At 68.1% G+C, this 26,265-nt stretch carries 30 protein-coding genes; 13 read left to right on the forward strand and 17 right to left on the reverse strand.

Translation table 11 applies throughout. From position 1 onward, the window contains the following. Positions 1-65 precede the first annotated feature (65 nt). Positions 66-1,103 (forward strand): S66 family peptidase, encoded by a 1,038-nt coding sequence (locus N5095_RS07930; RefSeq protein WP_267622228.1) that lies wholly within the window; start codon positions 66-68, stop codon positions 1,101-1,103. 25 nt (positions 1,104-1,128) lie between these two features. On the opposite strand, the gene N5095_RS07935 is transcribed toward N5095_RS07930, so the two are convergent. From N5095_RS07935 to carA, 8 genes are all read right to left on the reverse strand, one after another. After that, a complete protein-coding gene (locus N5095_RS07935) occupies positions 1,129-1,662 on the reverse strand; it encodes a DUF5815 family protein (protein ID WP_267622229.1) in 534 nt (177 codons plus the stop codon). 81 nt (positions 1,663-1,743) lie between these two features. After that, positions 1,744-2,028, reverse strand: coding sequence for a hypothetical protein (locus tag N5095_RS07940; protein ID WP_267622230.1), 285 nt, complete (start codon positions 2,026-2,028; stop codon positions 1,744-1,746). A gap of 69 nt (positions 2,029-2,097) precedes the next feature. Then, positions 2,098-2,919: an amino acid ABC transporter ATP-binding protein gene (locus tag N5095_RS07945; protein WP_303651554.1), complete on the reverse strand. Its 822-nt coding sequence runs from the start codon at positions 2,917-2,919 to the stop codon at positions 2,098-2,100. Beyond that, the gene (locus tag N5095_RS07950; RefSeq protein ID WP_267622231.1) at positions 2,916-3,749 is read right to left on the reverse strand and encodes an amino acid ABC transporter permease; all 834 of its coding nucleotides are present in this window, start codon (positions 3,747-3,749) and stop codon (positions 2,916-2,918) included. The genes N5095_RS07945 and N5095_RS07950 overlap by 4 nt, the downstream gene beginning before the upstream one ends. A gap of 42 nt (positions 3,750-3,791) precedes the next feature. Further along, positions 3,792-4,718 (reverse strand): basic amino acid ABC transporter substrate-binding protein, encoded by a 927-nt coding sequence (locus tag N5095_RS07955; RefSeq protein ID WP_267622232.1) that lies wholly within the window; start codon positions 4,716-4,718, stop codon positions 3,792-3,794. A 325-nt stretch (positions 4,719-5,043) separates the two neighbouring features. Beyond that, complete coding sequence (locus N5095_RS07960) at positions 5,044-5,907, reverse strand: COX15/CtaA family protein (RefSeq protein WP_267622233.1); 864 nt, start codon at positions 5,905-5,907, stop codon at positions 5,044-5,046. Positions 5,908-5,993: 86 nt separating this feature from the next. Then, positions 5,994-6,371: a HalOD1 output domain-containing protein gene (locus tag N5095_RS07965; protein WP_267622234.1), complete on the reverse strand. Its 378-nt coding sequence runs from the start codon at positions 6,369-6,371 to the stop codon at positions 5,994-5,996. A 314-nt stretch (positions 6,372-6,685) separates the two neighbouring features. Next, positions 6,686-7,771: a glutamine-hydrolyzing carbamoyl-phosphate synthase small subunit gene (carA, locus tag N5095_RS07970; RefSeq protein ID WP_267622235.1), complete on the reverse strand. Its 1,086-nt coding sequence runs from the start codon at positions 7,769-7,771 to the stop codon at positions 6,686-6,688. A gap of 96 nt (positions 7,772-7,867) precedes the next feature. Between carA and N5095_RS07975 the strand changes: the two genes are divergently transcribed. After that, positions 7,868-8,281: an Lrp/AsnC family transcriptional regulator gene (locus N5095_RS07975; RefSeq protein ID WP_267622236.1), complete on the forward strand. Its 414-nt coding sequence runs from the start codon at positions 7,868-7,870 to the stop codon at positions 8,279-8,281. Positions 8,282-8,455: 174 nt separating this feature from the next. Here N5095_RS07975 and N5095_RS07980 read toward each other — a convergent pair whose 3' ends face one another. Beyond that, positions 8,456-9,124, reverse strand: a complete 669-nt coding sequence (locus N5095_RS07980; protein ID WP_267622237.1) for a PHP domain-containing protein — start codon at positions 9,122-9,124, stop codon at positions 8,456-8,458. Between the two features lie 119 nt (positions 9,125-9,243). Here N5095_RS07980 and N5095_RS07985 point away from each other — a divergent pair, with 119 nt between their 5' ends. The 3 genes from N5095_RS07985 to N5095_RS07995 all read left to right on the forward strand — a co-directional run bounded on the left by N5095_RS07985 (position 9,244) and on the right by N5095_RS07995 (position 11,231). Further along, positions 9,244-9,849 (forward strand): NUDIX hydrolase, encoded by a 606-nt coding sequence (locus N5095_RS07985; RefSeq protein WP_267622238.1) that lies wholly within the window; start codon positions 9,244-9,246, stop codon positions 9,847-9,849. Beyond that, positions 9,836-10,279 carry a desampylase gene (locus tag N5095_RS07990; RefSeq protein ID WP_267622239.1) on the forward strand — a complete coding sequence of 148 codons (444 nt, stop codon included), beginning with the start codon at positions 9,836-9,838 and terminating at the stop codon, positions 10,277-10,279. Before N5095_RS07985 ends, N5095_RS07990 begins: the two co-directional genes overlap by 14 nt. Before the next feature lie 193 nt (positions 10,280-10,472). Next, a complete protein-coding gene (locus N5095_RS07995; protein WP_267622240.1) occupies positions 10,473-11,231 on the forward strand; it encodes an SDR family NAD(P)-dependent oxidoreductase in 759 nt (252 codons plus the stop codon). Between the two features lie 115 nt (positions 11,232-11,346). Here N5095_RS07995 and N5095_RS08000 read toward each other — a convergent pair whose 3' ends face one another. Then, positions 11,347-12,261 (reverse strand): alpha/beta fold hydrolase, encoded by a 915-nt coding sequence (locus N5095_RS08000; RefSeq protein ID WP_267622241.1) that lies wholly within the window; start codon positions 12,259-12,261, stop codon positions 11,347-11,349. Next, a complete protein-coding gene (locus N5095_RS08005) occupies positions 12,258-12,656 on the reverse strand; it encodes a DUF8159 domain-containing protein (RefSeq protein WP_267622242.1) in 399 nt (132 codons plus the stop codon). The genes N5095_RS08000 and N5095_RS08005 overlap by 4 nt, the downstream gene beginning before the upstream one ends. A 282-nt stretch (positions 12,657-12,938) precedes the next feature. Here N5095_RS08005 and N5095_RS08010 point away from each other — a divergent pair, with 282 nt between their 5' ends. Together N5095_RS08010 and N5095_RS08015 are read left to right on the forward strand one after the other, a co-directional pair. Beyond that, entirely contained in the window at positions 12,939-13,889 is a 951-nt protein-coding gene (locus tag N5095_RS08010) for an ArsR/SmtB family transcription factor (RefSeq protein WP_267622243.1), read from the forward strand. A 150-nt stretch (positions 13,890-14,039) separates the two neighbouring features. Beyond that, positions 14,040-14,951 carry an ArsR/SmtB family transcription factor gene (locus N5095_RS08015; RefSeq protein WP_267622244.1) on the forward strand — a complete coding sequence of 304 codons (912 nt, stop codon included), beginning with the start codon at positions 14,040-14,042 and terminating at the stop codon, positions 14,949-14,951. A 60-nt stretch (positions 14,952-15,011) separates the two neighbouring features. Here the strand turns inward: N5095_RS08015 and N5095_RS08020 are convergent, their stop codons facing one another. Further along, positions 15,012-15,203, reverse strand: a complete 192-nt coding sequence (locus N5095_RS08020) for a DUF7511 domain-containing protein (protein ID WP_267622245.1) — start codon at positions 15,201-15,203, stop codon at positions 15,012-15,014. A 546-nt stretch (positions 15,204-15,749) separates the two neighbouring features. Then, on the reverse strand, positions 15,750-17,222 hold the full coding sequence (secY, locus tag N5095_RS08025; protein ID WP_267622246.1) for a preprotein translocase subunit SecY: 1,473 nt from the start codon (positions 17,220-17,222) through the stop codon (positions 15,750-15,752). Between the two features lie 528 nt (positions 17,223-17,750). Between secY and N5095_RS08030 the strand changes: the two genes are divergently transcribed. After that, positions 17,751-18,704 (forward strand): HFX_2341 family transcriptional regulator, encoded by a 954-nt coding sequence (locus N5095_RS08030; RefSeq protein WP_267622247.1) that lies wholly within the window; start codon positions 17,751-17,753, stop codon positions 18,702-18,704. A gap of 13 nt (positions 18,705-18,717) precedes the next feature. On the opposite strand, the gene N5095_RS08035 is transcribed toward N5095_RS08030, so the two are convergent. From N5095_RS08035 to N5095_RS08050, 4 genes are all read right to left on the reverse strand, one after another. Then, complete coding sequence (locus N5095_RS08035; RefSeq protein WP_267622248.1) at positions 18,718-19,797, reverse strand: enolase-like domain-containing protein; 1,080 nt, start codon at positions 19,795-19,797, stop codon at positions 18,718-18,720. A gap of 102 nt (positions 19,798-19,899) precedes the next feature. Beyond that, complete coding sequence (locus N5095_RS08040; protein WP_267622249.1) at positions 19,900-20,370, reverse strand: cupin domain-containing protein; 471 nt, start codon at positions 20,368-20,370, stop codon at positions 19,900-19,902. A 62-nt stretch (positions 20,371-20,432) separates the two neighbouring features. Continuing rightward, the gene (locus tag N5095_RS08045) at positions 20,433-21,239 is read right to left on the reverse strand and encodes a DUF1405 domain-containing protein (protein ID WP_267622250.1); all 807 of its coding nucleotides are present in this window, start codon (positions 21,237-21,239) and stop codon (positions 20,433-20,435) included. 84 nt (positions 21,240-21,323) lie between these two features. Continuing rightward, positions 21,324-22,394: an NAD(P)/FAD-dependent oxidoreductase gene (locus tag N5095_RS08050; RefSeq protein ID WP_267622251.1), complete on the reverse strand. Its 1,071-nt coding sequence runs from the start codon at positions 22,392-22,394 to the stop codon at positions 21,324-21,326. Between the two features lie 127 nt (positions 22,395-22,521). Between N5095_RS08050 and N5095_RS08055 the strand changes: the two genes are divergently transcribed. The 5 genes from N5095_RS08055 to N5095_RS08075 all read left to right on the forward strand — a co-directional run bounded on the left by N5095_RS08055 (position 22,522) and on the right by N5095_RS08075 (position 26,242). Continuing rightward, positions 22,522-23,196: an HAD family hydrolase gene (locus tag N5095_RS08055; RefSeq protein ID WP_267622252.1), complete on the forward strand. Its 675-nt coding sequence runs from the start codon at positions 22,522-22,524 to the stop codon at positions 23,194-23,196. Positions 23,197-23,283: 87 nt separating this feature from the next. Next, on the forward strand, positions 23,284-24,063 hold the full coding sequence (locus N5095_RS08060) for an aldo/keto reductase (RefSeq protein WP_267622253.1): 780 nt from the start codon (positions 23,284-23,286) through the stop codon (positions 24,061-24,063). Then, positions 24,060-24,425 carry a nucleoside triphosphate pyrophosphohydrolase gene (locus N5095_RS08065; protein ID WP_267622254.1) on the forward strand — a complete coding sequence of 122 codons (366 nt, stop codon included), beginning with the start codon at positions 24,060-24,062 and terminating at the stop codon, positions 24,423-24,425. The genes N5095_RS08060 and N5095_RS08065 overlap by 4 nt, the downstream gene beginning before the upstream one ends. 201 nt (positions 24,426-24,626) lie before the next feature. After that, positions 24,627-25,034, forward strand: a complete 408-nt coding sequence (msrB, locus tag N5095_RS08070; RefSeq protein WP_267622255.1) for a peptide-methionine (R)-S-oxide reductase MsrB — start codon at positions 24,627-24,629, stop codon at positions 25,032-25,034. 116 nt (positions 25,035-25,150) lie between these two features. Then, positions 25,151-26,242, forward strand: a complete 1,092-nt coding sequence (locus N5095_RS08075) for a ferredoxin--NADP reductase (RefSeq protein WP_267622256.1) — start codon at positions 25,151-25,153, stop codon at positions 26,240-26,242. Positions 26,243-26,265: the final 23 nt, after the last annotated feature.

Below are 26,265 nucleotides of genomic sequence, written 5' to 3' on the forward strand. Positions count from 1 at the left end.
CACGCCGTGGTACCGAACCACACGCCCGCCGTATCTTTTTGTGTCAGCGCCGGTCTCGCAGGGGTATGCCCTCGTTCACCGTCCCGCCCGCCCTCGAACCGGGCGACACGCTCGCCGTTCTCGCCCCCTCCCGACCCCCGGCCGAGCCGTGGTTCTCGGTCGCACTCGACCGCCTCCGCGAGACGTTCGGCCTCGACCCCGTCGTCTACCCGACCGCAGAGCGCGTCGGCGCCGAGGAACCGGTCCCGCCCGCGGAGCGCGCCACCGAAATCGAACGCGCCTTCGCCGACCCCGAGGTCCGGGGCGTGATGGCCGTCACCGGCGGCGACGACCAGATTCGCGTGCTCCGTCACCTCGACGCCGACGTCCTCCGGGAGAACCCCACCCGGTTCTACGGCTTCAGCGACAACGACAACCTCCGGCTGTACCTCTGGAACCTCGGCATCGTCAGCTACGCCGCCCAACTTATGCCGACGCTCGCGCTCGACCCCGACCTCCACCCGTACACCGAACGGTACCTCCGACGCGCCCTGTTCGAGGACGGGCTCGGCGTCGTCGACCCGGCCGAGGAGTGGACGGACGGATGGTACGAGTTCGACGGGGAGCCACGGGAGTGGCGTCCGACCGACGGCCACGGCTGGTGGCTCGGCCCCGACGCCGACGCGGAGCGGGCGGTCGAGGGACGGGTCTGGGGCGGCTGTTACAGCATCGTCTCGTGGCACCTGGAGACCTCGCGGTACCTTCCCGACCCGGACGACTTCGACGGTGCAGTCCTCGCCCTCGAAACGTCCGAGACGCTCCCCGACGCCGCCGACGTGGGGTACACGCTCCGCTCGATGGGCGAGCGCGGTCTGCTCGAACGGTTCGACGGCGTCCTCGTCGGGCGACCGAAGAGCTTCAACCCGCGCGTCGACCGCGACCGCGACTTCGAGGAGTACCGGTCCGACATCCGGGACGCGGTGACGACGCAGTTGGCCGAGTACGCGCCCGACGCGGTCGCCGTGTTCGACGTCGACTTCGGTCACACCGACCCGCACGTGCCGCTGCCGCTGGGGGGCTTGGCGACGTTGGACGCGAGGGAGAATCAGTTGCGAGTCGACTGAGGCGGGGGAGACGGCGGGTCGAGACTCAGGCGTACACGTCGTCTTCGCTCAGGTCGCGCTCTTCCCGGTACTGTTCGACGAACTCGCTCACGTCGAACTGGAGCATCTGCTCTTCGAACTCGGTGGTCGCGCCGGTGTCGTCGCTGTGGGAGACGGCGTGTTCCATGAGTTCGACGACGAGTTCGACGATAATCTCGTGGAGCCGGCGGGAGTCGAAGTCGGTCACCCACACCATCGCGTAGCCCACGTCCTGGTCGTCGGTGACGTCCTCGGCGACGACGCGTTTCGGGAACTCCTCCAGCACGATGCCCATCAGGTGAGGCGTGCCGAACTCCGGCATCTCCTCGCTGGTCGTCTCGATGGCCTCCCGGAGGACGGCGACGAGGAAGTCGGGCAGGAATCGATCCGGCGGGTGCACGTCGGTGACGACGGCGTGGGTCTCGCCACAGGCGCAGTCGAACTCCCGCATACCCATGTCGAGGTCGCGGACCCGCTTGGTCTCGCCGCAGGGCAGTTCGAGTTCGGCCCCCGGCGCCTCGGGGACGCGCGGTTCGGTCATACCCGGAGTTGCCCCTTCGGGCGTATAAACGACGCGCTCTCCGGGGCGGGTTCGGTCGGCTTCCGGGGGTCGCGTCGGGAACTACGGCTCGTCGGTCGACTCGTCGTCGTCCTCTTCGTCGCCGGCCGACTCGTCGTCCTCCGCGCCCTCGAACTCTTCGAGGTCGGCTTCTTCTTCGTCCTCGTCTTCGTCTTCGTCTTCACCCTCGCGTTCGACCTCCACTTCGACCTCGATTTCGAGACCGTCCATCTCGAGTTCCGCCTCGGCCTCCGTCGCGCGGTCGACCTCGATTTCGAGTTCGTCCTCGTCGACCTCTACTTCGACCTCGACCTCGACCTCGACGTTCAGCTCGGACTCGTCGGACATACACGGTCGGCTTCGGACGGTCGGAGGAAAAGTCGCGTGGCCGTCAGCCGACGCGCGACGTCGGCCGCCTCAGAGCAGTCGCGACAGGAACCGCTTGCCGCGCTCGGTCTCGGGGTTCTCGAAGAACTGTTTCGGTTCGCCGGACTCGACGATTTCCCCGTCGGCCATCAGGACGATTCGGTCGCCCACCTCGCGGGCGAACCCCATCTCGTGGGTGACGACCATCATCGTCATCCCCTCGTCGGCGAGGTCCCGCATCGTTCCCAGGACTTCCCCGACGAGTTCGGGGTCGAGCGCGCTCGTCACCTCGTCGAACAGCATCACCTTCGGGTCCATCGCGAGCGCACGGGCGATGGCCACGCGCTGCTGCTGGCCGCCGGAGAGCTGATTCGGGTACGACCCCTTCTGCTTCGACAGTCCGACGCGGTCCAGCAGGTCCGCCGCCCGCTCGTTCGCCTTCTCCTTCGGCATCCCCTTCACCTTTCGCGGGGCGAGCGCGACGTTCTCCAGTGCCGTCTTGTGCGGGAAGAGGTTGAAGCTCTGGAACACCATCCCGATGCGCTGGCGCAGGCGGTTGATGTCCGCGTCCTTCGCGGAGATGGACTGGCCGTCGAGGCGAATTTCGCCGGACTGAATCTCCTCCAGCCGGTTGGCACAGCGAAGGAGGGTCGACTTCCCCGACCCCGAAGGGCCGATGACGACACACACCTCGCCGTCGGGGACGTCGAGGGAGACGTTCTTCAGGACGTGCGTCTCCCCGAAGTACTTGTCAATCTCGTCGAACTCGAGCAGCGGACGCTCGGTGCCGGCCGCCCGGGCGCTCTCTGCGGACTGCCCGTCGCGCTCGGTCGACGCCGACTCGGACTCGGTCCGCTCGGCGGAGTCGCTCATCGGTCACCCCTCCCCGCGGGGTCCGCACGCGCCTCCAGATAACGCACGAGCATCCCCATCGGGACCGTGATGGCGAGGTAGCCGATGGCGACGAGCAGGAGCGGCGTCCACGCGTCGAAGTTGGTGCTGTTCACGTTCCGGAAGAAGGAGATGAGCTCCGGGACGGCGATGAACGTCAGCAGCGACGTGTCCTTCACGAGGATGACCTGGTCGTTGCCGATGGCGGCCAGCGCGTTGCGCCACGCCTGCGGGAGCACGACCTCGCGCATCGACTGAATGTAGGACATCCCGAGCGAGCGGGCGGCCTCCATCTGGCCGTCCGGCACCGACTCGATGCCGCCGCGGATGGCCTCGCCGATGTACGCCGCGTGGTTCAGCGTCAGCCCGATGATGGCCGCCGGGTACGCGAAGTTCTGGAAGGGGAACTGCCCCGAGGGCCACAGCGCCGGGATGCCGAAGAACACGACCGCGAGTTGGAACAGGAGCGGCGTCCCGCGGAAGAACTCGATGTACCCCTTCGCGACCGACCGCGTGAAGGTGGTCTTCGAGACGCGTGCGAGTCCCACGATGACCCCCGCGGTCACCGAGAGGACGCTGCCGACCACGACGACGGTGAGGACGGTGTACAGCGCGTCGACGAACTGCGGCTGGAAGACCTCGACGAGCAGGGCGAAGTTCACCTGGACGACCACGATGTACGCGAGGAACGCGGCGATGACGAGGGTGAACAGCGCCGACCCGGCGACGCCGACCCACTTCAGCGTCCGGTCGTTCAGGAACCCCTCCCCGGTCCCGTCGGTCGTCGTTCCGTCGGAATATGTCTCTGCCATTGGTATGCGTTGAACGAATCAGGTAAAAGCTCTACGGGGTGGTCAGCCCGAGAAGTACTCGCTGTATATCTCGTCGTACGTCCCGTTCTCGCGGATGGTCGCGAGCGCTTCGTTGACCTGCTCGCGGAGCTCGTCGTCGTCCTGTCGGAACGCGATACCGTACTCCTCGACCGTCAGCGTGAGATACGGCGGGGCGTTCTCCCCCTCCGCCGCGGCCTCGCCGTCGCCCTCGACGAACCGGACTGCGTCCTCGTTCTGATTGACGAACTCGGCGCTGACCGTGTTGTCGTTGATGACCGCCGACACCTGGTTGTTCATCAGCGCGCTGAACGCCGCCGGAATCTGGTCGTAGCTCTTGATGGTCAGGTCGCCGTCGAGCTCCTCTTTGAGCTCCTCGGCGGCGGTCTGACCGGTGGTCCCCTTCTGGACGCCGACGGACTTACCGGCGAGGTCCTCCGCCGACTGCACCTCGCTGTTCTGGAGGACCACGATGGTCTGGTACGCGGTGAAGTACGGGTCCGAGAAGTCGACCTTCTCCGCCCGCGTGTCGTTGATCGTCATCGCCGACATGATGACGCGGAAGTTCCCGTTGTTCAGCGACGGGATGATGGTGTCGAAGCTGGTCTGCTTGAACTCGGGGTCGTACCCCAGCTGCTCGCCGAAGACGGCCTCGGCGATGTCCACGTCGAAGCCGACCAACTCGTCCTCGTTCGTCCGGTACTCGAAGGGCCGGTACGGGATGTCCGACCCGATGAGAATCTGTCCCTTCGACTCGCCGCCGGAGCCGCTCTCGTTACCGGAGGCGCTCCCGTTGCCCGAGGCGTTCCCCTCGCCGGAGCCACCCTCGGTCGTGGTCCCTTCGCTCGCGTTCCCGTCGCCCTCGCCGCCACCGCCGCCACCGATGCAGCCGGCGAGTCCGAGACCGGCGCCGATGCCGGCCGTCGACTTGATGTAGGTACGTCGGTCCATGCCAAGACTCATCGGCCGCACGGTATAATGCTTCTTCGGTCTTCTCCGGGCTCGTACGGCGATTTCTGCGGGAATCAGTACTCAGGATTCGTGATACGTTCGGCGTCGCTTCGTGTCGCCGCGGACCGTCGGTTGCGAGTTCCGCGACTGCGTCAGTCGCTCCCCTGCCGCGGTGGCGCGTGCTCGCGACACGGGTCGCTCGTACCGCCGCGGCGGCTCGTCGCGCTCGGAGCGGCCGCTTGGCTGCAACGCCGCGACCGCGTCAGTCTCCGCCCTGCCACGGTGGCACGTGCTCGCGACACGAGTCGCTCGCGGTGCGACCGAGTCAGTCCCCACCCACGAACCCGCTCTCCGAAACCGTCCCCTCGTCCTCGCCGCGGAGCGCGAACCACGTCGCCAGCCCGACGACGGCGGCCGCGAGGACGACGATGGCGGCGTTCGCGACCCGCACCGTCGGGCTGTAGATGAGCAGGTCGCGCCCGAGCAGCAGGTGGGCGAAGACGAGGACGAGCGCCGGCACGAGCGTCGTCCGGAGCCGCGGCATCGACCGCCCCGCCCAGAACGCCGCCGCCACGAGCGCGGCGAACAGCGCGAGCGACGAGAGCACGAACGCCGCCTGTGCGGCCGGCGTGTAGCCGAACAGGAGCGGCACCCTGCTCGTCAGCAGCGAGATGGGGAGGAGCCCGCCCGCGGTGAACAGCGCGAGCCGCGTTCGCCGCAGCGACGAACTCGCGTAGTCGCCGTCGGACGCGAACAGCGTCGTCAGCAGCAGCGACGTGAAGATGCTCAGCGCGGCGAGCAGGTGGGCCGCCTGCGTCGGTGGCGAGTAGCCGCCGGGAATCAGTCCGGAGAGCGTCACCGTGACGGCGCCGATGCTCACCTGGAGCGGCAGGAGGACGAGCGCGAGCGTCGCCGTCAGCTTCGCCCGGCCGCCGACGCGCCACGACCAGAGCGCCGTGCCGAGGATGAAGAAGCCGACCACCATCGCCACGAGCCGGTGGAACCACTCGACGAAGTCCGGCAGGGTCTGCGGGAGCACCCCACCGCTACACAGCGGCCACTGCGCCGAACAGGCGAGCCCCGACCCCGTCGCGGCGGTGTAGACGCCGAGCGCGACGAGGAGGCCGGTCAGCGCCGTCGTGAACGCGGCGAAGCCGCGAAAGGACGGCCGGAGGTCTGCACGGTCCATTATCCGGGACTCGGGGTCGGTCGTACTTAGGCCTGTCCGAACCGGGTCGGTCCGCGTCGGGCCGGGACGTGGCGCACGGTCGACGGCTACCCGCCGACGGCGTCCGGCTCGACGACGATGGTACCGTCGGCCCAGACGGTGACGAGGTGTCGTTCGAAGGGGAACCGGACGAGCCCTCGTCCGCGGGTACAGTCCTCGTTGCGGGGTGCGAACAGGGCGTCGAGCGCGTCGGTGTCGACCACGGACTCGAGCGGTGACGGGGCGTCGCCGGCGTCGACGCCCTCGACGGCCGCGATGGCCTCCGCGATGCTCGTTCCGATGTGGGCTCCGTCGTCCGGCTCGTGGTGGAAGGTTCGCTTCTCCGTCGGTCGGGTGTCGGTGGGGTCCATCATGTAGTTGCGAGTGTGTTCCGTATCGGCCGCTTCGGCCCACCGCCGTAGTCGGGTCCGGCGCTTCGCCGTCACCGTGACGGGCCGCCTCGACCCGGCTCCCGTCGCGTCGACTCACCACCCGCCGTGCCGACACGCCGCCGCTGCTCCCGGACGTGGACGCTCCCCAGGCTCTCCCCCTTCGTCCGTCCGGCGTCGATGCGCCGCTACGCCGGTTTCAGGGAAGAAGGTGCTGGCTATCCGTCGTTTTCACCGACCGGTTCGGAACTAAACGGAAGCGGCGGTGCCGACGGTGATTGTCCGAGCGGCGACTACGGATGCCGTCGTCGCGGCAAAGAAGGAGCGGGTCGGTCGTCGTCGATTCCGCCGTCGTCGATTCCGTCGCCCACTCAGTCGTCGGCGACGACCGTCCGGCGGGCGCCGGCGTCGGTCATCGCGAGCACGTCGTCGAAGAAGCCCAGCGTGTCCTCCGGGCCGGGGTTCGCCTCGGGGTGGTACTGGCGCGTGAGAACGTCCAGTTCCTCGTTCTCCAGCCCTTCTGCGGTGTCGTCGTTGACGTTCACCTGCGTGACGGTCAGCTTCGGACCGGGCTCGGCGACGGAGTAGCCGTGGTTCTGGGTCGTCATCACGACCTGGCCCGACTCGAGGTCGCGCACCGGCTGGTTGACGCCGCGGTGACCGAACGTCATCTTCTCGGTGTCGCCGCCGAGCGCGCGGGCGACGATCTGCTGGCCGAGACAGATGCCGGCGACGGGCACGTCGCCGACGAAGTACTCGACGAGCGCCCGTGCGGCCTCGAAGTTGGCCGGGTCGCCCGGCCCGTTCGAGACGAACAGCACGTCCGGGTCGAGCGACGCCACGTCCTCGATGCTCGCGTCGTAGGGGAGCACGTGCACGTCGGCGCCGCGTTCGACGAGTGAGTCCACGATGGAACCCTTCACGCCACAGTCGACGAGTGCGACCTGCGTGTCGGACTCGCTCCCGGACTCGGCGCGGACGACGCGGGCGCGGTCGACGCTGACTTGCTTCCCGATGTCGACGTGGTCGCTCATCCCCTCGCAGGCTTCCAGTTCCTCGCGGGCGTCCTCGGGGGTGACGTCGTCGCCGACGGCGATGCCACACCGCATGGCGCCCTCTTCGCGTACGCTCGTAACGAGTTCCCGGGTGTCGACGTGGTCGATGGCGGGGACGCCCTCGTCGGCGAGCCACTCGACGACCTCGTCGGTGAGCTCGCGAGCGATGGCCGCGGTCGGGTGGACCCGCTCGGACTCCATCCGTTCGGTTCGGACGCCGTAGTTGCCGATGAGGGGGTACGAGAACGTGAGGACCTGCTCCTCGTAGGAGGGGTCCGTGAGGCTCTCTTCGTACCCCGTGTATGCGGTCGTGAACACCAGTTCTCCGCGTGTCCGGCCGGGGGCGCGTCCGCGCCCTTCGAGTACGCGCCCGTCGGCCAGCGCGATGTAGGCGTCCGACATTACGAGAAGCGTATAGAGCCACGAGCATAAGTGTTGCTTTCGAAGCGATGTTACGAATTTCGTAATCGCTAAGGACGGCGATACCCACGTCGGTGTATGGACGACCTGGACCGCCGCATCCTGAACGTGCTCAGACGGGACGCACGAACCCCGTACACGGAGATTGCCGAGCGCGTCGGCACGAGCGAGGGGACCGTCCGCAACCGCGTCGAGCGGATGACCGAGGACGGTGTCATCGAGCGGTTCACGGTAACGACCCACACGGGGAACGTGAAGGCGATGATAGAGGTGACCGTCGCCGTCGACGTGGACACCACCGGCGTGTCGGACGACATCGCCGACTGGGACGAGGTGGACTTCGTCTGGCAGGTGAGCGGCGAGGAGGACATCGTGCTCGTCGTCGACTGCGTGGACACGCGCGCGGTGAACGAACTCATCACGAAGGCCCGCGAGTTGGAGGAGGTAAAGAGCACGAAGACCCGGCTCATCCTCGACGAGCGACTGGGGTAGCCGGCCGAGGTGCGACGGTCGAACTGGGCTGGCCATCCGCGCCCGTCGAACCCAGTTGGTCGTCCGCGCTCGGCAAGCCGGGTTGGTCGGTCCGCACCCGAGGAACCGGGCTGCGAATCTCGAAGGCGGCTCGAACGGCCTTGATTCTCGGACGCTCCCGGCCTTCGGCCGGTCTCAGTTCTCGACCGGCTCGGCGTCCATCCAGTCCTTCTGGGAGTGTGAGACGGTGTACGCCCGGTTGAGCAGCCGGTCGAGCGGCCCGAACTTCGTCATCGCCGTCACCCGCCCGTCCCGGATGGCGTCGGCGACGGCCCGCGGTTCGAGGGAGTCGGCGTCGATACGGGTGTACGCCCGGCCCACCTCGACGGGGTAGTGGGCGTCGCTGCCGCCGACGAGCGGGAGGCCGAGGTCGCGGGCGAGCTTTTTGGTGGCCTCGATGTGTTCGGGGTTCTTCCCGTTGATTTCGACGGCGTCGAAGTCGGCGTCGGCGTCGCGGGCGCCGCTGTTGCGGAACGGGTGGGCGAGAATCGCCGCACAGCCGTTGTCGTGGGCGTAGTCGACGACCTCCGCGGGGGTGTACCCCTGGAGCGCCGTCCGTCGCGGCGGACTCTCGCCGACGACGACGACGTGACCCTCCGTCGTCGACACCTCGATACCCGGGATTGTGGGGAGGCCGACCTCCGCCGAGTACGCGTAGTCGTGGTTCGTCGCGGCGAGGCCGTCGAGACCGCGGAGCCGAGCCCCCGCGGCGAGCAGCCGGAGTCCGACGGGGTCGAACCGTGTCGGGCGACCGGCCCACCCGTGGAAGAACCGACTGTGCGTGTGGAGGTCGACGGAGTACACGAGCCGACGTTCTCCGGGGCGGCTCTTTGTTCTTGTCTTCTCCGCGGCGCCCGTAGCGCGCGCACGGCGAAGGCGCCCGCACCGAAGCATCCTTAGCCCCCCTGTGCCATGAGACGGCCATGAGTACGGAAGACGCCATGTCGTCCAAAGACGAGGCGACGCCGGCCGAGGGGTCGAGCGACGCGGAGACCCACAAGAACGCCCGGAAGAACGTCGTCGCCGTCGACGAGAACGACGAGGAACAGGACGTCGTCAACCGGCTGGACGCCCACATGGGCGACGGCATCCGCCACCGAGCGTTCACCGCGCTCGTCTTCGACGGCGAGGGGCGCATCCTGCTCGGCCAGCGCGCCCCCGGCAAGCGCCTCTGGGACACGTACTGGGACGGCACCGTCGCCTCCCACCCCGACCAGGGCCAGTCCCAGAAAGAGGCCACCCGCCTCCGCCTGGAGGACGAACTCGGCGTCACCCCCGACCAGTACGACGACCTCCGCGTGACGGACAAGTTCGAGTACAAGCGCTACTACCCCAACGAGGGCGTCGAGTGGGAGGTCTGTACCGTGCTGAAGGTGACGCTCGACGACACCTCCCTCGACCCCGACCCGGAGGAGATCGGCGGCATCCTGTGGGCCGACTACGAACACCTCTACGAGAACCCCCGGTTCTACCGTCAGCTGCGCTGGTGCCCCTGGTTCGAGATTGCCATGCGGCGTGACTTCTCGTAACCTCCTCCTCGACGCTTCGGTCCGCGACGCCTTACGTTCGCACGCTCGGAGCGGGGCACCCCGAGAAGTGTGTGGCGTGCTGATCGGCTCGCGGGCCGACCCCGACGAGTCGGACGCCGTCCGCGACGCCCGTCCCGTCCCGAACGTCGCCGCCGACCCTCGGACGCACTACGAACTCGACCCCGAGGCGACGCTCGCCGAAATCGAGGCCGCCGAGGCGGCCGGCGACGACGTGGTCGGCTTCTACCACTCACACCCCCGTGGTCCACCGGAGCCGAGCGACACAGACCGGCGACAGGCGACGTGGCCCGGCTACGTCTACTGTATCGTGGTTCCGGGTTCCGACGAGGACGAGGAGTTCGTCGTACGGGCGTGGCGCTGGACCGGGGAGGCGTTCGAGTCGCTGACGGTCGAGGTCGTGGACGACTGATGCCGGAGCACCGGTGGGACGACTCACCTGCCGGCCGGGGAGCGACGGCCAGCCGAACCACCCGCGGGTGGGGCTCCGGAAGGGGCGACGGGGCTTCCGCAGACAATTCGAATCACGCTCCGGCCCGGACACCTCCAACCGGCTACACTCGAAAACGAATCCCTTTCCCACCACAGACGCCAACCCACGGGCGATGACCGAGCCGGAACTCTACGACGACCTCAGCGGACAGGTCGCCCTCGTCACGGGCGCGAACCGCGGTATCGGGGCCGAAATCGCCACCCAGCTCTCCGAGCTCGGCGCGACCGTCTACGCCGGGTCCCGGAGTCAATCCAACGAGACGCCCGAAGGGACCGAGCGCGTCCTCCTCGACGTGACCCAGGAGGGAGACGTCGAAGCCGCCGTCGACGGCATCTTCGACGAGGTCGGCCGCCTCGACGTACTCGTCAACAACGCCGGCGTCGGGGAGTTCGGGAACGTTCGAAAATCGCTCCGCGATTTTCGAGCCAACCAGAACGCTTCGCGTTCTGGTGACGACATCGTCGCGGAGCCCACCGCCGAAATCGACCGGACGCTGGCGACCAACCTCCGCGGCCCGATGGTCGTCTGCAAGCACGCCGTTCCCCTCCTTCTCCAGAACGAGGGCGGGCGCGTCGTCAACCTCTCCTCGGGGATGGGCGCGCTCAACGAGGCCCAGTCCGGCGGCTCCCCCTCGTATCGAATCTCGAAGACGGGCATCAACGGCCTCACCGCGTACCTCCACGGGGAGTACGCCGACGACGGCCTCATCGCCAACTCGGCGTGTCCGGGGTACGTCAAGACCGACATGGCCGGCGACGACGCCACCCGACCGGTGGAGAAGGGCGCCGAGACACCGGTGTGGCTGAGCCGGTTCGAGGCGGGGAGTCCCGCCGGCCGGTTCTGGCGGGACAAGGAAGTCATCGACTGGTAGAGCGCGAAGACGACTATTTCTCCTCCCGACGGTTCGTCTCGACGCCGAGGGAGCCGACGCTGACGACTGCGGCGGCGGGCTCGAGACCCAACGGGACGACGGCGGTCGTCCCGCCTCAGAGGTTCGCGTCGAGGAACGCCGTCGCGTGGCCGACGACCTGCTCGAACGTCTCGCCGTGGTAGACGCCGAAGTGGTCCGTCGGGAGGCTGACGTACGTCGCGTTCGGCATCTTCCCGGCGGCGCTCGACACCGAGTCGGCCGAAGCGACCTCGTCGCGGGTCCCGCCGAGCAGGAGGGTCGGGCAGGTCACGTCGCCGACCGTCCCGACCGGGCGGTACCGGAGCAGGGAGAGGAACGACCGGGCGGGGAGTTCGTTGTCCCACGCGTCGTCGCTGTCGAGGAGGTCGAGGTAGCCGGCGCGGGTCCCGGGCTGGACGAACGCGGCCGTCCCGGTTTCGTCGGCGACGGGAAGCGTGTGGTCGCCGAGCGCGATAGACTGGAGTCTGTCGCGGACGCCGGCGGCGACGCGCTTGAGCCCGGTGACGACGCCGCCGGAGAGGACGAGCGACCGACCGTCCAGCAGCGGGGTGACGCCGACGACGGCGTCGACGCCGGTGTCCTCGGCGGCGACCCGGACCGCGTGGCCCGCCGAGAGCGAGATGCCCCAGAGCGCCAGCCGGTTCTCGTCGATGCCGTCCAACCGGCGGACCGCCGTGATGGCGGCGCGGAGGTCCGCGAGCTGTCGCTTCGGGCTGACGAGCCCCCGCGGTTCGCCCCGGCTGTCGCCGAAGCCGCGGTAGTCGAAGAGGTAGACGGCGTACCCGCGCTCGGCGAGGCGCTCTGCGTACGCCGGGAGGCCCCACCGTCGTTCGGCGGCGAAGCCGGGCGCCATGACGACCACGGGTGCGTCGACCGGTCGGTCCGGGCGGTAGAGCCAGCCGACACACTCGGTGTCGTCGCTACGAAAGCGGGCGCGGACCTTCGAGAACTCGAAGCGTGAGGGCTCGCGCTCGACGAGGAGGCGCTTCACGCCGCACCCCCGGAGGCGTCGGCGGTCTCGTCGAGGGTCTCCGACTCCTCGTCGACGGACTCCTCCAGCGTGTCGAGCACGCGCGTCGAGAACTCGGTTTCGCTGATGCGGTAGGAACACAGTGCGTCGAACCACTCGGGTTCGGCGTGCCACGTTCCCTGTACGTCGTCGTCGGCTCGGACCACGGTGGCCTCAACGCGGGCGGGCTCCCAGCGGTCGTCTTCGACGAGGTCGATGAAGGTGTTGAGCGCGCGGCCCATCTCGGGGTGGTGGACGCGCTCGCCGGGGAAGGCGGTGAGGTAGGTCAACTCGACTTGATCCCCGCGTGAGAGTGCCTCCACGCTGATGCCGTTGCTACGGAGTTCGGCCTCCAACCCGGTCATGTCGTCGCTCATACAGTGCGCTACGACCGCGGGGGGCTAAACGCTTGCCGCAGAAACGGGGAGACGGCGCCGGGCAACGCCGTCCCCCGTGGCGTGTGGGGTGCCGGGCGACACCACACACTGAGTCGATGCGTCGAACGGGGTACCGTACAGAGGCACAGACGACGGTCCCGGACGACGGCAACGGGGTTGAGGGGGTGATTCCTCTTAATTTCTGGGTGAAGAACGTTTCACCTCCTGTCGGCAGGCCGTCGGGAGCGAAGACCCCTTACGTCGGAGGCGGCCAGGGGACGTATGACCGACGGTACCCGCCCGACCCACGACGCGCTCTTCGGCGTCCTGGCGAACGAGACGCGTCTCCGCATCGTCGAGGCGCTCGGTGACCTGAGCGAACCGGGCGAGTACTCCACGATTCCCTTCTCGGAGCTGCAGGAGGCCGTCGGCGTCGAGGACAACGGGAAGTTCTCCTACCACCTCAACAAACTGACCGGCTACTTCGTCGTCCGCTCCGAAGGGGGCTACCGCCTCGAACTCCCCGGGATTCGCGTCTATCAGGCGCTCCAGTTCTGGCTCCAGGAGCCGGTCACCGTCGAGCCCCACCACATGGGGTACGTCTGTGACTTCTGTGAGGAGGGCGGACTGTCCATCAGCTATCGGGACGGACGGTACCACGTCGGCTGTCGCGACTGCGGGACGAAGTATCAGGAGTACCCGCTCTCCGCGGCGGCGTTCGACCCCGACGACCCCGAGTCGCTCGAACGGGCGGCTGTACGGCGTAGCTGGCAGGACAAGTTCGCCTTTCTGCAAGCGGTCTGCCCGTACTGTTCGGGGCCGGTCTGGCGGTCGGTCGAGGGCGGCGACCGGATTCCTACCCCGCCGTGTGAGGATGCACACGTCTCGATGCTGCACTCCTGTGACCGGTGCAACTGGTTTATCCACACGTACGCCGGGGCGGTCATGACGATACACCCCGCAGCCGTTTCGTTCTTCTACGAACGGGGGGTCGACATCTACGAGACGCCCCCGTGGGACAACGTCTACACACAGCTCGAACAGGTGGAGTCGACCGACCCCCTGCGAATCGAGTCGCGATACCTCTGTGCGGGGGACGAGTTACGGCTCCTGTTCGACGAATCGCTCGACGTACTGGAGTCTGTCGTCGTCGAGGACGTATCGTCGGACAGTCAGATAAAACAGGTCGCCCGCGGCGGCGGTCTCGCGGAGTTCGCCGAGGACGACGGATAGACGACCGAAGTAGCTGCTGTCGACCGGATTCCGGTGACACCGCCCGTCCGGCGTCGGGCCACCCCGTCCGAGTCGCCGGCTCGACGACGGGCTCGTCGGTCCCGCTCTCAGAAGCGAAGGACCCTTCCGTCGGAAGGGAGCAGGACGTTCATGGCCGAGTCGGACGCTCCGACCCAAGACGCCCTCTTCGGCGTCCTGGCGAACGAGACGCGCCTCCGAATCGTCGAGGCGCTCGGCGACCTGAGCGAGCCGGGCGAGTACTCGACGGTTCCCTTCTCGGAGCTGCAGGAGGCCGTCGGCGTCGAGGACAACGGGAAGTTCTCGTACCACCTCAACAAGCTGGTCGACCCCTTCGTCACCCGAACCGACGCGGGCTACCGCCTCGAACTCCCGGGCATCCGAGTGTACCAAGCGCTCCAGTTCTGGCTCGAATCCGACGTCACGGTCGACCCGCTCCCTTCCGGCGGCATCTGTGACTCCTGTGGCGAAGCGACGCTCCTCGGCTATCGCGGCGGGCGTATGCACATCCGCTGTCACGACTGTGACATCGAGTACTCCACCTACCCCCTTCCGGCGGCCGCGTTCGACCCCGACGACCCCGAGTCGCTGAAGCGTGCGGCGACGAATCGGCTCCGTCGTGACTACGCCGCGTTCCGCCAGAATCACTGTCCTTACTGTTCCGGGTCGGTCAGCACGACCGTCCAGGACGGTGAACGACTATCTGCGCCGTTACTGGAGGACGAGAACGTCGCAGTCAGACACGCGTGCAATCGATGTAACTGGTACCTCCACACGCACGCGGGGTCGGTACTGACGGTTCACCCGCGTGCGGTGTCGTTCTTCTACGACCGCGGCGTCGACATCTACGCCGTTCTCCCCTCCGACAACGTCTACGAGCAGTTCGAACGGGTCGAGTCTACCGACCCGCTCCGAATCGACGTCCGGTTCTGCTGTGAAGGGGACGAACTCCGCTTCCTCGTCGACGACTCGCTCACCGTCCTCGACTCGTCAGTCGGCGCGATTCCAGACAGGGAGCCGAAGGAGAAACCGCCGGAGTTCTGACGGGTGCCGCCGGACGGCCGACGGCGGCCAGTCGGTCCGGACCGACCCGACGAGCCGAACTCAGCGAACGTCTTCGAGCGACACCGCGGAGCCGGCGTCGACGGAAATCCACTGCGTCGCCAACTCGACGGTACGCGTGTCCGCGAACACCGTCACCTCCGTCGGGTCGTCGATGTCGTCGAGGTGACACTGTAGCTCGAAGCGAGGGAGAGCGTACAGCGAGTCGTCGTCGCGGCGTTCGGTGATGCTCATCGACTCACGACCTCGGGCCTCGTTCCGCGTCCATGTTCGTCTGGTGGCGACACCGAACTCGTATAAAAATCTGTCACGCCGAGTATCACTGATGAGAACGCCTCGTGTCGACTCACGGTGAGCCGTCGGTACTCGCCTGCACGGAACCGACGCCGGCATCACAGTAACCGGTCGGCCTCGGTGTCGCAGACCTCGATGCGGGCTCCACGCCGGGTCCGGCCGCCGCGTGCCAGCGTCTCGGCGGGTCAGTGAGGTGACTCGAAAAGTGACGCGTCCGACCGTCCCGTGGTCCGGCCGGACTCGCCTGCCGCACCGTCGCGTGCCATGCAGATACTCTCAACCACCTACAGTAATTAAACCTGACTATGCTCGAGGTGGGTATCTCGCGGGTACGGTGGGAACCGACGGTCGTTCGGCCCGGACGCCCGACGAAGGTGTGTCGACCCGAGAGGGGCCGATACTGGTCGGCGGCGAAGACGGCAAACAGGCCGGCCACAGAAGGAGGTTCGTCCGCGACGGAGGGAGCCGAACTCGGGTTAGAGGTGGCTACCCGTTGCCGAACATGGAGCGCATCATCGGATGCATCTCCATGAGCTGCTCCTCGGCGATCTCCTCGTACAGCTTGTACGTGATGGAGACGGCGAGCAGCAGCCCCGTGCCGGAGACGCCGCCGATGGTGCCGAGCATGTTGGCGAGGACCGCGAGCAGGCCGACGAGCGCGCCGCCGATGACGGTCACCTGCGGGATGTAGCGTTCCATCACCTTCTCGATGACCTGCGGGTTACGCCGGAAGCCGGGAATCTGCATCCCGGAGTTCTGAATCTGTTTCGCCGTGGCCTCCGGCCCCATTCCGGTGGTCTCGACCCAGAAGACGGCGAAGATGGCGCCGCCGATGACCATGAACGTCAGGTCGATGGCGACGCGGAGGGCGACCTGCCACGGTTCCTGTGCGATACCGGTCCACCACATCCAGTCACCCGGTGCCTGGATAGGGTTGAAGTAGTAGAAGAACCCGGCGGTGGGCTGGCCCTGCTGGTTGTACACGCCGAGCCAGTTGGGCATCCCGGCGGCGCCGAGCTGGCTCTGGAGGATGCGCCCGAGGAACTGGATGTTCGCCTGCAGGGCGCGGACGAGAATCATCGGCAGGACGGAGGCGTAGATGAGCTTCACCGGGAAGCGACCGCGAGCGCCCTTCACGCGGGCGTGACTCAGCGGAATCTCGATGCGGACGCTCTCCGCGTACACGACGACGACAAAGATGAGCACCGTCGTGACGAGCGCGATGAGCTGCCCCTGGCCCATGAAGATGGCCTGGAGGCCTTCGGCGGTCAGCGGCGAGCCGATGTCGATGCTCCCGGTGATGATGCCGACCCACGCCGGCAGGAAGCCGATGTTGCCGGTGAGCCCCTGCCAGCCGAACAGCCCGCCGATGAGCTGCTGGCTCACGCCGGCGATGATGAACAGGCCGATACCGGAGCCGACGCCCCACTTCGAGACGATCTCGTCCATGAAGAGGATGAGAATCCCCCCGACGGCGATTTGGGCGAAGATGAGCACCTGAACGCCGAAGATTCCGACGCCGAGCGCGTCGGCGAGGTTGCTACTCGCCGGGAGGAATCCGCCCGCGAACACCATCGGGATGCCCGTCAGGAAGATCATCGCGACGACGAGCAGCTTCTGGAGCCCCTGGTAGAGAATCTGGTCGCGCGGGTCGTCGGTGTCGAGTCCGAGCAAGTCCGCGCCGCCCAGTAGTTGGAGGACGATGGACGCCGTGACGATGGGCCCGATTCCGAGCTGGAGAATCGACCCCTGGCTCCCGCCCAGAATCGAGCGGAACTGCCCGAATAGGTCGTTGCCTTGCTCAGCGAGCCCCCACACGGTGATGTTCGTGAGGAAGAAGTACAGTACGAGGATGCCGGCCGTCCACCCGAGTTTCCGCTTGAAGGGAACGTGCCCCTCGGGCCGAACTACCGACGGCATGCGCGTCAGTAGTGGTTCGGCGGCTTCTTTCCATCCCATGCACGGTACTTCCGGTCGGGGTTTGTATGTGTGTCGCTTCGGTAACTTCCCTGTGAGTGTGTGAGGATGTAGCGTGTTTGTGTGCGGTAACGATGGCCAAACGTCGGGTGTCGGATTCGACTCTCGGTGGGTTCGTTTTCGGGCTGCTGGAGCAGTAGCGTCCGGAAGCCCTGCGAAAGCCCCCACGCTCTCGGCCCCTTTCGAAGCCCACCCTGCAGTACAACCTCACACCTCCCCAGCCTCCGGACGGCCGCTACAAGGGCGGCCGTGGTCCCTCGCGCGTCGAGCCGCGACACGGGGTCGGGGCGGCGCGCGCCGGCGACCGTTGTATCGGTCGTCGCATCCGTGTGAGGACTCTGCTGAGTCACCGTTGCTCCGTTAGTTCCGAACCGATTCTGCTCCATTCGGCGATGAGCTGTGGGTCAAAACGAACCCACCGAGAGTTCGTCCCACCCACACGGAACGACAGAACGCCGAGAACCAACGTCCCTTTAATCGATACCCCGCGAACTACCACGCAAGAGAAAGATGCAGACACACATCGTGCCGGTCGGCTTCGACTACGACCGGCTCATCGCCCCGCTCATCCGGGACCAGATGGACGTCGACCGCGTGGTCCTCTTGGAGGGCGCCGTCGGGAGCGAGGCGAACGTCGAGTACTCCCGTCGACTGTCGGGGAAGCTGGAGAAGGACTTCCGGAACCTCCTCGGGGCACGTACCGAGCGCCTCGTTCTCGACGACGTGTACGACTACGACGCCGCCTTCAAAGAGGCGTACGACCTGATCAACGCCGAACTCGACGCCGGGACGGCGGAAGGTGACGGGACCGGTAGCGAGGTGGAGAACGACACCGACGCCCGGCCCGAACCCCGCGACGTGTGGGTGAACGTCAGCGCGATGCCCCGGCCGGTCTCCTTCGCCTTCGCGACCGCCGCCCACTCCATCATGGTCGAACGGCAGGCCGACCGCGACCGCATCCACACGTACTACACGGCGCCCGAGAAGTATCTCGAGACCGAACTCGCCGAGGAGTTACGCGCCGCCGAACGCCTCCTCTCGGACGTGCGCGCCGGCGACTTCTCCGAAGGGGAGGTCGACGAGCGCCTCGACTCCATCGCCGACCTGCTCTCGGAGTTCGACGAGCGCGGCACCACCATCGGGGCGAAGCGCATCGGCGAGAGCCACGTCGTCGAACTTCCGGTCGCCTCCTTCTCGAACGTCAAACCGTTCGAGGAACTCGTCCTCTTCACCCTCGGCGAACACGGGGAGTTCGCCTCCGTCTCGGAGCTCGCAGAGACCCTCGCCAGCGACCTCGACGAGGAGTACACCGACAGCTTCCGCTCCAAAGTCCTCTACAACGTCGACCGGCTCGGCCCCGGCGGGAAGGGGTACATCGAACAGGAGGAGCGCGGGAAGTCCTACCGGACGAAACTGTCCCGCATCGGTCAGCTGTGGGTCCGGGCGCACGCGGACGGGGAGTGACGCGGGAGCCCGCTCAGTTCCCGAACCCGGGCTCGCCCGCCGGAGCGGGAAGCGGACTCGCCGGCAACTCAGCAGGTACGTCGGGGTCGTTGTAGACGCCGGGGGCGACGTCGTTCGGGCCGTCGGGGTACAACAGCGACGCGAGCGCCTGAATCTGGTCGCGGCCGACCGCGAGTTCGAACTGTCCGCCGCCGTACAGTGACACCCCGCGTTCGTCCGCCCACTCGACGGTCTCGAACAGCGACTCGACGGTGCCGAACCGAGACGGCTTGACGTTGAGCCAGTTTGGCTCGAACGGGAGTTCCTCGACGCTCTCGACGCCGGTGATGGGGTAGTCCCACGAGACGCGCCCCCCGTGCTCCTCGACCAGCGCCGCCACCTCGTCGCTCACCCCCGGGTCCTCGACGACGGCGTCGGGGAACCCCTCGAACACCCGGCGGTAGAGGTCGGGGTCGGCCGGGTTGTCCACCTCGGTCCCCTCGTAGCGTCCCTTGAGGTCGAGCACTCGCACGGCGCCCGTCTCGGCGAGGTCGGCGACGAGGTCGTCCGTCCAGTCGGGTGTGGGGTCGAGTTTGAACTCGATGTCGGGGACGCGCTCCCGGATGGCCTCGACCCGGTCGGTCGTCGGCGGGTCGCCCAGCCGCGTGGAGGCGACGAAGCGGACTGGCGCGTACTCTCGCTCCAAGGTCTCCCCCAGACTCCGGTCGGACTGACGGAGCGCGAGGTCGAGCGCCGCACTCTCGACGGCCCACCGGCGGTAGTGCCGGGACGCCTCCCGCTCGGGAGGCTTGGTCGGGAAGAGGTCGACTTCGCCGTCCTCGATACCTTCGTCGAGCGCGCCGGAGAACTCGCCGAACGTCCACTCCCCGTCGAGGCCCCACTCCGAGACGAGGTCCGTCGGGGCGTCCGCGAGGGCGTCGTGGTCCTCGGCGTCGTAGGTCACGTCCTCGCCGCGGCCGGTCGCCGCCTCGCCGCGAAGCAGGAAGGTCGTGGACTTCCGGAGGAAGCCGCTGGAGGTGTCGCGCTCGTGGCGTTCGCGGCTCGACTCCTCGACGACGAGCGGCAGGTCGGCGACCCGGTCGAAAAGCGTCATGACTCGCGCTACGGCGGGCGACGGGATAAATCGGATTGCAGGACGGACGCGGGACGCCCGTCGACGTGGGCGTCGGTCGGCGCCGGTCGCTTCGACCGCGACTCAGGCGTCGAACTCGGCACCGCAGGTCGGACAGCGCAGCGTGAACCCGTCCTCGGCGAAAAAGACCGCGAGTTCGTCGCTGTCGCCACACTCGGGACAGGGCTGAGGGACGCGCATCTCGGTGCTCCCCTTCGGCGCGCCGAGCGCGAGCGCGACGACGTGCTCGCCGTCCGCGCCGACCTCGGCGTCGTTGCGGCCGGACTGGTAGTCACCGCGTGCGAACCGAATCGCCTCGCCGGCGCCGACTTCTACCTCGCCGTCACGGGTCTCGAACGTCGCCGTTCCGCTGATGACGTAGAACAGTTCCTCCTGGTCGAGGTGGGTGTGCATCCCCGCCGAGAAGGAGTCTCCCGGCGCGAGGTCGTAGTGGTTGATGGCGAGGTCTTCGGTGCCGAGAGGGTCGGAGAGTCGCGAGACGCTGACGCCCGCGAAGTTCGTCTCCTCGACGTCGTCGACGCTGACTTTCTCCATGGTCCGTCGTGACGGGGCGGGCAGAAAAAGGGCGGAGTTCGCGTCGCCGTCGACGGGTGGCGTCAGTTCCGTCCCGACAGCGCCCCGACCTCCGCCTTCTTCGCGCGCGTCGACAGCGCGAGGAACGTCGCCGTCAGCGTCAGGACGACCGCGCCGGCGGCACCGACGTAGTGAATCGCCGCCGGGTGGGTGAAGTAGCCTGCCGCGTTCACCGTCTGGCCCGGCAGGAGGGTGTGGTGGGGCGTCCCGACGATGGGGACGAAGTAGTCCACGAGGTCGTTGAACCCGTACCAGAACACGGCGACGCCGACCGCCCACACCGGGAAATCGGAGTAGCGGTGGATGAGAAACGCCTGTACGACCATCGCGAGGTGGCTGAAGAACAGAAAGAGGTACATCGGCAGAATCGTCGACGCAAGGAAGCCGTCGGCGAACGCGAGCAGGACGAACGGCGTCCACAGTCCGAGCTTCCAGCAGCCGAAGAAGGCGAGCGCGTTCACCGCCTCGTTCGAGCGACCCAGCTTCCACAGGGCAAGCGACAGCGCGATGAACAGCGTCGCCGTCGGCGAGTCGGGGACGAGCGGCCACATCACCGGCGGCTCGAACGCCAACTGGCCCGTGATGACCGGCGTCGACAGGGGAATCGGAGTGACGCCGTAGTACCAGAATCCGAAGAGGGTACCGACGGCGTTGATGGCGACGACGAGCCACGCGATGCGGAGCCCGAAGTCCTCGAGCCACCGCGGGAGCGGAGCGAGCCACTTGGGCAAGGCATCACGGTCAGGGAGCCGACCGCGGGACGCCTGCCGTGCGGCCGAGTCGGACCCCGACCCGGGGTCGGACTCGGACGCGGCGTCGGACTGCGACATGGGCGAACGCTCGGCGGTCGGCCTCAAAGCGGTGGCGATGCCGGTGAACCGGCCGCGACCCTCGACCCTCGACGCTACGAGCGTCTACCGTCCCTCGCCGATGCGTTCGCCGACCTCGTACCCGTTCCACAGCGCCCGGTGGACCCGGCCCTCGCCGACGACCCAGTCGCCGGCGAAGTACAGTCCGTCGACCTCCCCACGCCGGAGGACGTCGGCGTCGGCACCCTCGTTCGGCTGGGCGTAGCGCCAGCGCTGGAGGTCCGTCCAGTCCGGGTCCGCGAGCCGGTCGTCGTCGAGGAGGGTGGCGGCCTTCGCGGCCGCGGCGTCGACGACCGCTCCCTCCGGGTCGTCGTAGTGTTCGTCCGACCACTCGGCGCCGAGTTGGACCACGAGCAGGGTCTCGCCGTCGGGGACGTGGCCGCGCTTACACTCCTCGCGGGAGAGCCACCCCACGTCGTGGTCCTTGTCGACGTTGACGAGGCCGTACCACGGGCGGTCGAGTTCGAAGGGGTAGTGGAGAATCGCCGACAGCGTCGGTCGGTAGGAGACGCTGCCCACGGCCTCGCGGAGGGCGGGGAGGTGTTCGCTCTGCCAGTGCGTGGCCGCCAGCAGGGCGGCCGTCTGGGGCGCCGGCGGCGTGAGCACCAGCGCGTCGAATGGGCCGTGAGCCTCGCCATCGGTGTCGGCGAGATGCCACCCCCACTCGTCTCGCGCCCCTTCGACGCCGTCGACTCCGCCGGTCTCGACACGCTCGACCGCCTCGACTCGCGTCTCGCGTTCGACCGTCGCGTCCGTCCGGTCGAGCAGGCGCTTCGCCAGCTGGGTGATGCCCGTCTCCCACGTCCACTTGTGGGCGTCGCCGCGCTCCTCGTCGCCCGCCGAAATCGCGCCGTCGCTCGTGAACGTCCAGACGGGGAGCTCCACGTCGACGAGACCGTCCTCGCCCAGTTCGCGGAGGAGGTCGTCGGTCCGGTCGTCCGCTTTCACGTAGTTGGCGCCGTGGTCGTACCGACAGTCGTTCCGCCGGCGCGTGGCGGCACGACCGCAGACGCCGCGACTCTTCTCGAGAATCGTCACGTCGACGTCTGCGTCGCGCAGGGCGTACGCGGCGCCGACACCGGCCGGACCGGCGCCGACGATGGCGAGAGACTCCATGCCGGGAGGTGGGACGCGCGGCGCAAAAGGGTTCGACTACCGGCCGTGTGTGTCGACCGGTGGCGAAGCTCTCCGTGGGGTCGGCCCCGGGAAACGCTCATTTCCGCGCACACCCAACCCTCGTGTAGTGAGTTACGACGCAGTTCTGTTCGACAACGACGGCGTGCTCGTGACGCTCGTCGAGCGCGCCGTGCTCCGGGAGGCCGCCGCTCGGACGTTCGCGGACTTCGACCTCGACCCGCACCCGGACGACGTGGAGGCGCTCACCGTCGGGGTCGCCCCCGACACCCTGCGCTCGCTCGCCGAGCGATACGGCGTCGACCGCACCGCGTTCTGGGCCGCCCGCGACCGCCGCTCCTCGGAGGCGCAGGTCGCCGAGGTCCGCGCGGGCCGCAAGCGGCTGTACGACGATTTCGACGCCGTTCGGTCGGTCGCCGGCGACGACACCCCCATGGGAATCGTCTCCTCGAACCAGCAGGCGACGGTGGACTTTCTCCTCGACCATCACGACGTGAACCACCTGTTCGAGACAGCCTACGGCCGCGAGCCGACGCCCGAGAGCCTCGAACTGAAGAAGCCGAACCCCCACTACCTCCGGCGGGCGCTCGCCGACCTCGACGCCGACCCCGAGGCGACGCTGTTCGTCGGCGACAGCGAATCCGACGTGGTCGCCGCCGACCGCGCCGGGCTGGACTCGGCGTTCGTCCGCCGGCCCCACCGCGCGGACGCCGTCCTCGACGCCGACCCGACCCACGAACTCGACGGGCTCGACGAGCTTCCGGACCTCGTCGACGGCGGATGAACGGGTTCCGGCCCGGCGATGGCCGAGTCGGACCCGACTCCCGGCGCGAACCGACGAGCCCTAAGTGCCCCGACCCCTGGTGCCCGTATGTACGACCTTCCGCCGGTCGGTCTCGGGACGATGGGTCTCGACGGCCCGACGGGCGCCGACGCGGTCGCGACGGCGCTCGACCTCGGCTACCGACACCTCGACACCGCACAGATATACGACAACGAGTCGGTCGTCGGCGACGGTCTCGCCGCGTCGTCCGTCCCGCGCGAGGACGTGCTCCTCGCGACGAAGGTGTGGGCCGACAGCCTCTCGCCGGCGACGACGCTGCGCGAGAGCGTCGAGGCGAGCCTCGACCGCCTCGGCGTCGACGCCGTCGACCTCCTGTACGTCCACCGGCCCATCGAGACGTACGACCCCGAGGTCACGCTCCCCGTCCTGGACGAGTTCGTCGACGACGGCCGCGTCGGCGCCGTCGGCGTGAGCAACTTCACTGTCGAAGAGCTGGACGAGGTACGGGAGCTGCTCGACTCGCCGCTCGGCGCCCACCAGACGGAGTACCACCCGCTCTTTCAGCGCCCGAAGCTGGTCGAGCACGCCCGCGAGGGCGGCTACCCGCTCGTCGCCTACTCGCCGCTGGCCGGTGGGCGAGTCTTCGACGTACCGGAGTTGACCGACGTCGCCGAGAAACACGACACCACGGAGGCCGCGGTGAGCATCGCGTGGCTCGCCGGCCTCGACGTCGTCGTCACGATTCCGAAGGCGTCGAGCCGAGCCCACTTGGAGGCGAACCTCGCCGCCGCGGAGCTCGAACTCGACGACGAGGACGTCGCGGCCATCGAAGCTATCGACCGCGAGGAGGAACTGTTCCCCGAATGACCGACGACAGTGGCGAACCCGAAGCCGCGGACCCGACAGTCGGGGAGCGGACGACCGAGTACGACAAACTCGTCCGCGACCACGTCCCCGAGATCGTCCGCGAGACGGGCGCCGAACCGGAGACACACGTCGCCGACGACGCGGAGTTCCAGCATCGGCTCGGCGAGAAGCTGGTCGAGGAGGCCCGCGAGTACGCGGAGAGCCGCGACCCGGAGGAGCTGGCCGACGTACTCGCCGTCGTCGGCGCCATCTGCCGGGCGAGCGACGTGGACCGGGAGGAGCTACAGGAGATCGGCCGGGAGAAGGCCCGCGAGCGGGGGACGTTCGCGGAACAGCTCGTCCTCGAACGCGTTCGGGAGTAGCGAGACGACGCGGTAGCCGGCTCGGGGGCACGGCTGTGGAGGGGCGAACGGGCGACCACAGCACACCACCGGGGGTCGGTCACGCACCCACCTCGGCCCCGCGGCGGCGACTCGTCAGCGCATGGGACCGGATGGTCGCGTCTTCGCACTTCAACCTCCGGCGCCGAACGGCACTTCCCTGCGCGGTCCCTACCCTGCCCCGTGAGCGAATCCGACAGCCGCGGCCGACCGGAGACCGACGAGGAGTGGCGCGAGAAGCTGACCGAGGAGGAGTATCGCGTCCTGCGCGAACAGGGAACCGAGGCCCGTTTCTCGGGAGAGTACGTCGACCACGACGAGGCGGGCGTCTACCGCTGTAAGGGCTGCGGCGAGGTGCTGTTCGAGTCCGAGACGAAGTACGAGTCGTCGTGCGGGTGGCCGGCGTTCTACGCCGCCGAGGAGTCCGCCGTCGACACCCGCGAGGACCACAGCCACGGGATGCACCGCATCGAGGTCGTGTGTGCGAACTGCGAGAGCCACCTCGGACACGTGTTCGACGACGGCCCGGCGCCGACGGGCAAGCGCTTCTGCATCAACTCGGTCGCGCTGACGTTCGAAGACGACGAGTAGCGGGTCGAGGTCGTCGGCGACGACCGTCGGAACGGCATCTCACCCACCCGTACGTCGTCCACGACGGCTCGCGACAGCCGTTGGAGATAACCTCCTGCTCGCCGAACCGACGAGCGATGGCGCAGAATCCGGAGGACGTGGACCCACACGACCCGGTCGCTCACGCGGAGGCCGAGGGGGACGTAGAGCCCCACGACCAGATGCTGACCGAGACGGACGCCACGGTGACGCTCGCCGAGGCGATGGACGAAGACCGCACCGAGGAGGTGCTCGACCGGCTCGCGGACCACTGGCCGATGGTCCAGGAGACCCTCGAATCGGAGGACCTCCCCGAGGAGCCGCCGGAGCGGGTCGCGGAGTGGAACGGTATCAGCGACACCCTCGCCGAGGCGGACGTGGGGTTCGCCGACACCGTCGACACCCTCGTGAGCCGGGCACAGCGCTCCTACCCGTCGCTGTTGAAGCTCCGCTTCGAACCCGACGAGGAGATAGAGTTCGTCCCCGGCCACTACACCCGCATCACCTTCGAGGACTACCCGCCGCGGGTGTACTCCATCGCCAGTTCGCCCAACCGGGAGTACATCGAACTCACCGTCCGGCGCGTCCCGGGCGGCGGGCTCACCCCGCACCTCTGTGAGGAGGCCGAACCCGGCGACGAGCTGTTCGTCCGCGGCCCCTACGGCGACGACTTCGGCCTCGACGAGCCGACCGAGCGGGACCTCGTGTTCGTCGCGACGGGCACCGGCGTCGCCCCCTTTTGGAGCATGATCAACTACGTCTTCGAGGAGGGGTGGGACGAGACCGACGGCGAGACACAGGACGTGTACCTCGTCCTCGGCTCGTCGTGGGAGGACGACCTCGCGTACCACGAGGAGTGGCAGGAGATGGACGAGGAACGCGAGAACTTCCACTACCTCCCGACGCTGTCGCGGGAGTCGAGACTCTCGGATTGGGAGGGCGAGACCGACTACGTCCAGCAGGTGTTCCTCAAGTGTCTCGACCCGGACGCCGTCGACACCGACGACCTCCCGGAGAAGCTCCAGGGGTTCGTCGGCGAGGAACTCGCCGGCGGCGAGACGCCGAACCTCGACCCCGATTCGCTCGAACTGTTCATCTGCGGAATCGGCGCGATGGCGAACCAGGTGAAGGAGGTCGCAGAACACGGCGGCATCCCCGAGCGGTTCCGGAACGTCGAGAGCTACGGGTAGTTCCGGCCGGTTCGGCCTCGCGG

Source organism: Halobium salinum, from assembly GCF_026586625.1.
Taxonomy (GTDB): Archaea; Halobacteriota; Halobacteria; order Halobacteriales; family Haloferacaceae; genus Halobium; species Halobium salinum.